Source organism: Kordia sp. (assembly GCF_045105435.1).
Taxonomy (GTDB): domain Bacteria; phylum Bacteroidota; class Bacteroidia; order Flavobacteriales; family Flavobacteriaceae; genus Kordia.
Genome location: NZ_JBGCDL010000198.1, coordinates 1 through 6,446, shown reverse-complemented (window position 1 = coordinate 6,446; position 6,446 = coordinate 1). Strand labels below are relative to the sequence as shown.

Here is a 6,446-nt window from a genome sequence, read left to right as displayed (position 1 = left end):
GATCAAGAAGATATCGTAACAACTACAACCTATAAATACACAGAATTTGACAAAAATAATAATTGGACAAAACGACTCGATTATACAGTAGAAACTCCCGAAATCCCTGCTAATATAGCCATTAGAACCTACAAATATTTTGAATAACTAAACACATATAACATAAAAAAAGCCACTCGTATTGAGTGACTTTTCGCTGTTTGTAATTTGATTGTTAAATCTTCTAGTTCATAGAAATACTTCCAGAACCTGCTACTTTAGTATCTTTTCTTGCAGGATTTCCTTTATACGTAATATCTCCAGAACCTGCTACACGCGCTTTTAAATCATTTAATACGCGAACTCTAATATCTCCTGAACCTGCCAAGCTTACCTCAGCATTTTTAGCTTCTAATTTATAGGCGTGAATATCTCCTGAACCTGCCAATTTAATTTCTGCGTCATCTGCATTTCCTCTAGCAGTCATATCGCCCGATCCAGAAACGCCCATTTTTAATGTATCTACATCAACATCTAAAATAATATCTCCCGATCCTGCTAATCCCATTTTAAACTCACGTCCTTTAATCGTTGCATTTTTTGTGTATACATCTCCCGAACCTGAAAGTGCTACTTTACTCAAATCTTCAAAAGGAACGGTAATGACTAATTTTTTTCCATTACTTACACGCAAGCTGTATCCTTTTTTAGTTTTAATTTTCAACTTTCCGTCGCTAACTTCTGTTTCTACATATTCTAATAAATTAGATTCGCCTTCTAAAGTAATTTCTCCTTCATTTCCTGCTACCAATTCCACGTCAAAAGAACCTGCTACTGCAACCACGTCATAATCGGAAGTTGTTCGTGTAATCGTTGTCATTTTTCCGTTTCCTTTAATTTTCTTTCCCCAACCAAAAGCGTATGTTACTGTGGTTGTTAAAAATAATGCGATGATAAATACTGTTGTTTTTTTCATAATTTTTGATTGTTGTTCGTTATTTGATGATGAATGTTATTATTGTTTTTCAAATCGGATGCTTCCGTATTCTGAGTCTATACTTACTTTATTCCCGCTAAATTTATCTCCGTAATATCCTTCGTAATAGGATTCTTGAGATTCTACTTGTTTTGTATTTGTGGTAAATCCTTCTTCTCCTTTAATGCTTGTATAATCAAGATTTAACTCAAATGAAAAGTGATAATTTGGATCATATCCAATTTTAATACCTGCAAGTTCTGATGCAATTCGAATACTTCCGGCATCATCTGTCATGTGTGCAATTTTAATAGAACCATAATCTGCTTTCAAATCTAAATTTCCGGAAATTCCGCCTAATCGTAATGATAAATAGTCTCCCATTCCAGTTACATTATAGGCTAGATCAATTTGCAACGTATTATAATCGCAGTTATAATTAAGATAACTAATAGTTCCAAAATGTGATTTTGTATGATCGGCGTTCAATCGGATATTTTCAGCTTCTTCTATCTTAAAAGAAGAATAATCGGCATTAATACGTCCGCCATTTATATAAGCAATCGCTACATTATCTGTATGATCAAAATTTAACGAATTATCTTTTCCAAGTAACTTTCCAATTTTCATTTTTCCATGATCGCAATTCAGTGTCACGTTATTTTCGGCAGTATCTAAGAAAATTTCGCCATAATCATTTGAGATATTTAACTCATTTCCTTTCGGGAATTTAATCGTATAATTTACCGTTACATTTACGCTATTGCGTTTGTTCCATTTGCGCCACGATCGCTCTTGATTTTTGCTAAAATCCGTTACTGCAGTTACCATTGCTGCTGTATTGCTAAAAGTAACATCAATCTGTTCCAAACGCTCGGCTACTTTACTTTCCGAGTTTCCATTGGTTTTAATAACCACTTCAATAGCTACGGTATTTTTATCCCAAGCTGTCATTTCAACGGCTCCATAACTGTTGGTCACTTTTAAAAGTGCATCTGCATTTACCGAGAATTCTTTCGTAATTGTTTTCTCTTTGGTGTGCTTTCCTTTGTGATCATTATTTCCAAGAACAATCAAAGGCAATAAAAAAGCACATGCAATACAATTATATAATAGTGTCTTCATTCTTGAATATTTTAATTTCTTCAATTTGTATTAGTACATTCTCTAACAACTGTATGCGAAGTTGAAAATTCTTTACCATTGCTTGTAAAATACGTTTGTCTTCTCCGTATTCGATCAATTCATCTTTTAACTCGTCATATGCTACTTCAAGACGTTTCAATTGTTGCAATACATCTTGTACAATTTCTTTGGTATCTTCATCTTCGGCAGCTTTTACTTTTTCGAGTTCCTTTTCAATTAAAGATGCAAAGTGGATTTGCGATTTTTCTACTTCTGGCGAAAAGGTGATCTGCGTTTCTTCTACGGAAGTGTTAAAATTAGATCCGATAAAAATTCCCAAGCTCAATAAAATAATACAAGCGGCTGCAATTTGTTTCCACCAAGTAAATAATACAATTGGCTTATTAATTTCTGTTGTTTCTTGATTTTGCTGTTTTTGTAGCTTTTTCAAAAAACGCTGTTCGTGTCCCAATTCAGGTGTTTCAGTATCAAAATCATCCTGCAATCGGTCAAACAAGTTTGTAATATTATCTTTCTCTTTCAAACGTTTAAATTTTATTAATTATCAAATAATAATTTTTTTTATAAAATTGAGAACGTTTGCAACCGCTCCGCTCTCTCATTAAAAATGTTGAAAACTCCCTTACGCGAATCTATTTTTAAATTTATTAATGTTCGTTTCATGCGTATACTTCCAATTTTTTTCTTAGACTATCTTTTGCTCGCGAAATTGTAGTTCTACAATTTGCGTAGCTAATATCCATAATGGAGCAAATTTCTTCATAATCAAACCCTTCAATTAAATGTAAGGTCAAAGAAACTCTGTAATTGTCTTTCAGTGTTTTTAAAGTTTGCAATACTTTTTGAGCCTGTAAGCTTGTAAACTCTTCATCCGAGGCAATTCCGTCATTATCTTCAACCTTATGTAACATAGTGTCGATAGAAACTTCGTCCTTTCGTTGTTGCTTTTTGTACAGATAAATACTTTTATTCACTACGATTTTTTTTAACCATGCGCCAAAAGAAACTTCTTCGCTAAAAGAATCCAATTTCATAAAAGCATTCAAAAATGCTTCTTGCATGGCGTCTTCAGCTTCTGCGCTATTCTTTAAAATTCGAAATGCAGTGTTATACATCGCTTTATAATAACGATTGTAAATCTCCATTTGCGCAGACTGGTTTCCTTTTTTGCACAACGTAACGAGTTGTTCAGTATGTAACTTTTGGTGGCTCAAAAAGTTTAGTTTATTGTAAAGATTAACGAAAAATGTAATTGTTACACTTTTCTTTAAAAATATTTAATATTTCTTGATTTTTATATCTTTTCAGAAAGAAGCTTGGCATAACAATTGTTTTTAATGTAGCAGAGAAACCAGTAAAATAAACAACTACGGTTGATTTATAAGCGGTTACACTTGAAAAAGAAAAATAAATAAAAAGATATACTTCTGTTTTTATGACAGAATGACCTAGTACTATACAAATGAGCGATACAAAGTTATTAAATATGGACAGTTTGTCATTTCAATCTATTGATGAAGATGCGGAATTAATTCCGTTGATGACGCCAGAAGATGAAGAAGAAATTAATAGAGAAGAATTGCCACCAACATTGCCCATTCTTCCCCTACGAAATACAGTATTGTTTCCAGGTGTTGTAATTCCTATTACCGCCGGACGCGATAAGTCAATTCAACTAATTAAAGATGCCAATAATGGCGGAAAAGTAATTGGTGTGGTTGCACAGAAAGATGAATCGGTTGAAAATCCAACCTTAGAAGACATTAACACCTTAGGTACGGTAGCACGTATTTTGCGCGTGTTGCAAATGCCTGATGGAAATACAACGATCATCATTCAAGGAAAAAAACGTTTTGAAATTGATTCGCTTTTACGCGAAACTCCTTACATGGAAGCAACCGTAAAAGAAGTGCCAGAAACGCGTCCTGAAGGAGAAGATGAAGAGTTTTCGGCAATATTAGATTCGATCAAAGATTTAGCGTTGCAAATCATTAAGGAAAGTCCAAACATTCCATCGGAAGCATCTTTTGCCATCAAAAACATAGAAAGTTCTTCGTTTTTGATCAATTTCATATCCTCAAATATGAATTTGTCTGTAAAAGAGAAACAAGAATTACTTGCCGTAACCGATTTGAAATTGCGTGCTTTGGCAACTTTAAAAAGCATGAATTTAGAAATGCAGAAGTTAGAGTTAAAGAATGACATTCAGTCAAAAGTACGTCACGATTTAGATCAGCAACAGCGCGAATATTTCCTGCATCAACAAATGAAAACCATTCAAGAAGAATTGGGTGGTGGCGTTTCGTATGAGCAAGATATTGAAGTCATGCGTTCAAAGGCAAAAGACAAAAAGTGGGACGAAAAGGTAAAGAAGCATTTTGACAAGGAATTGGCAAAAATGCAACGTATGAATCCGCAAGTAGCCGAATATTCAATTCAGCGCAATTACTTGGAGTTATTTTTAGATTTACCTTGGAACGAATTCAGCAAAGACAAATTCAATCTTAAAAAAGCACAAACGATTCTTGACCGCGATCATTCTGGTTTGGAAGATGTGAAGAAACGAATTATAGAATACCTAGCAGTTTTAAAATTGCGAAACGACATGAAATCTCCAATTTTGTGTTTATATGGACCTCCAGGTGTTGGAAAAACATCGCTTGGAAAATCGATTGCAGAAGCGCTAGGAAGAGAATATGTACGTATTTCACTTGGTGGATTGCGTGATGAAGCAGAAATTCGCGGACATCGTAAAACCTATATTGGAGCGATGCCAGGACGAATTATTCAGAGCTTGAAAAAAGCTGGTACGTCAAATCCTGTATTTGTATTAGATGAAATTGATAAACTATCTAGCAGTCATAATGGCGATCCGTCGTCTGCCATGTTAGAAGTATTAGACCCAGAACAAAATATGGAGTTTTATGATAACTTCTTGGAAATGGGTTACGACTTGTCGAAAGTAATGTTTATTGCTACGGCAAATAGTTTAAGTACCATTCAGCCCGCATTGCGCGATCGTATGGAAATTATAAATGTAACTGGATATACAACCGAAGAAAAGGTAGAAATTGCTGGAAAACATTTATTAGGAAAACAATTAGAAGAGCATGGGCTTACCGATAAAGATTTAAAAATAGGGAAGAAGCAACTCGAAAAAATTGTAGAAGGATACACGCGTGAAAGTGGTGTGCGTGGATTGGAAAAGCAAATTGCCAAAATGGTACGTTATGCAGCAAAATCCATTGCAATGGAAGATAAATACGAGAAAAAAGTAACCAACGCTATCGTAGAAGATGTGTTAGGACCAGCACGAATGGAACGCGGTAAGTATGAAAATAATGATGTTGCTGGTGTTGTTACAGGTTTAGCTTGGACAAGTGTTGGTGGAGACATTTTATTTATTGAATCTATTTTATCAAAAGGTAAAGGCGGACTTTCTATTACTGGAAATTTAGGGAAAGTGATGAAAGAGTCAGCAACCATTGCTTTAGAATACATTAAAGCAAATGCAGAAGAATTTGGAATTAAACCAGAGGTTTTAGAAAAGTACAATGTGCATATTCACGTTCCTGAAGGTGCAACTCCTAAAGATGGGCCAAGTGCAGGTATTACCATGTTAACATCTTTATTATCTTCGTTTACCCAGCGTAAAGTAAAGAGTAAATTGGCAATGACGGGTGAGATTACTTTAAGGGGTAAAGTGTTGCCTGTAGGTGGAATTAAAGAAAAAATATTAGCTGCCAAAAGAGCTAATATTAAAGAAATTATTTTGTGTGCAGATAATGAGAAAGATATTTTAGAAATCAAAGCGTCGTATTTAAAAGGACTTACGTTTCATTATGTTACAGAAATGAATGAAGTTGTAGAAATTGCTCTCACAAAACAGAAAGTTAAAAACGCTAAGAAATTGATCTAATTTATAAAAAAGCCTCCTTATACACTGACCCCCAAAAAAGTTAGACACTATTTGGGGGCTTTTTTATGGGGTATTTTATTATTTTTCTTTTCGACTATAAATCAACATTTTGGGTTTATTAGGTGTTTCTTCGAAAAAAAAACATTTAGATAATGCGTAGAGTTCAATTAGTAGAACACCTTTATCATCAATTTTATCAAATAATTTTTCAATTTCAAGAAGTATCAAAATTAGGTGTGTTGCTGGTTGTGGTAACTGCTGTACGTATTCTACTTTAGAGACTTCTTCTTTAGAATTATTGCCCTGGGATTTTCATTTGTTTATTGATGGTGAGGCTGAAATCACACTTCAAATTCTTCATAAAACCGATAGTAAAACCTGTATTATTTACAAGCCGATGTCTCTTTTAAATCAAGGTCGCTGTAA

At 34.0% G+C, this 6,446-nt stretch carries 5 protein-coding genes; 1 reads left to right on the top strand and 4 read right to left on the bottom strand.

The window, feature by feature from the left end; genetic code table 11:
• Positions 1-223: 223 nt before the first annotated feature.
• From AB8B65_RS10445 to AB8B65_RS10430, 4 genes are all read right to left on the bottom strand, one after another.
• Positions 224-955 carry a head GIN domain-containing protein gene (locus AB8B65_RS10445; protein ID WP_405300915.1) on the bottom strand — a complete coding sequence of 244 codons (732 nt, stop codon included), beginning with the start codon at positions 953-955 and terminating at the stop codon, positions 224-226.
• Between the two features lie 39 nt (positions 956-994).
• Positions 995-2,080 (bottom strand): hypothetical protein, encoded by a 1,086-nt coding sequence (locus AB8B65_RS10440; protein ID WP_405300914.1) that lies wholly within the window; start codon positions 2,078-2,080, stop codon positions 995-997.
• Positions 2,061-2,624: a hypothetical protein gene (locus AB8B65_RS10435; RefSeq protein WP_405300913.1), complete on the bottom strand. Its 564-nt coding sequence runs from the start codon at positions 2,622-2,624 to the stop codon at positions 2,061-2,063. The genes AB8B65_RS10440 and AB8B65_RS10435 overlap by 20 nt, the downstream gene beginning before the upstream one ends.
• A 136-nt stretch (positions 2,625-2,760) precedes the next feature.
• Entirely contained in the window at positions 2,761-3,315 is a 555-nt protein-coding gene (locus tag AB8B65_RS10430) for an RNA polymerase sigma factor (RefSeq protein WP_405300912.1), read from the bottom strand.
• Between the two features lie 248 nt (positions 3,316-3,563).
• On the opposite strand from AB8B65_RS10430, the gene lon reads away from it, so the two are divergent.
• Positions 3,564-6,020 (top strand): endopeptidase La, encoded by a 2,457-nt coding sequence (gene lon, locus AB8B65_RS10425; protein WP_405300911.1) that lies wholly within the window; start codon positions 3,564-3,566, stop codon positions 6,018-6,020.
• Positions 6,021-6,446: the final 426 nt, after the last annotated feature.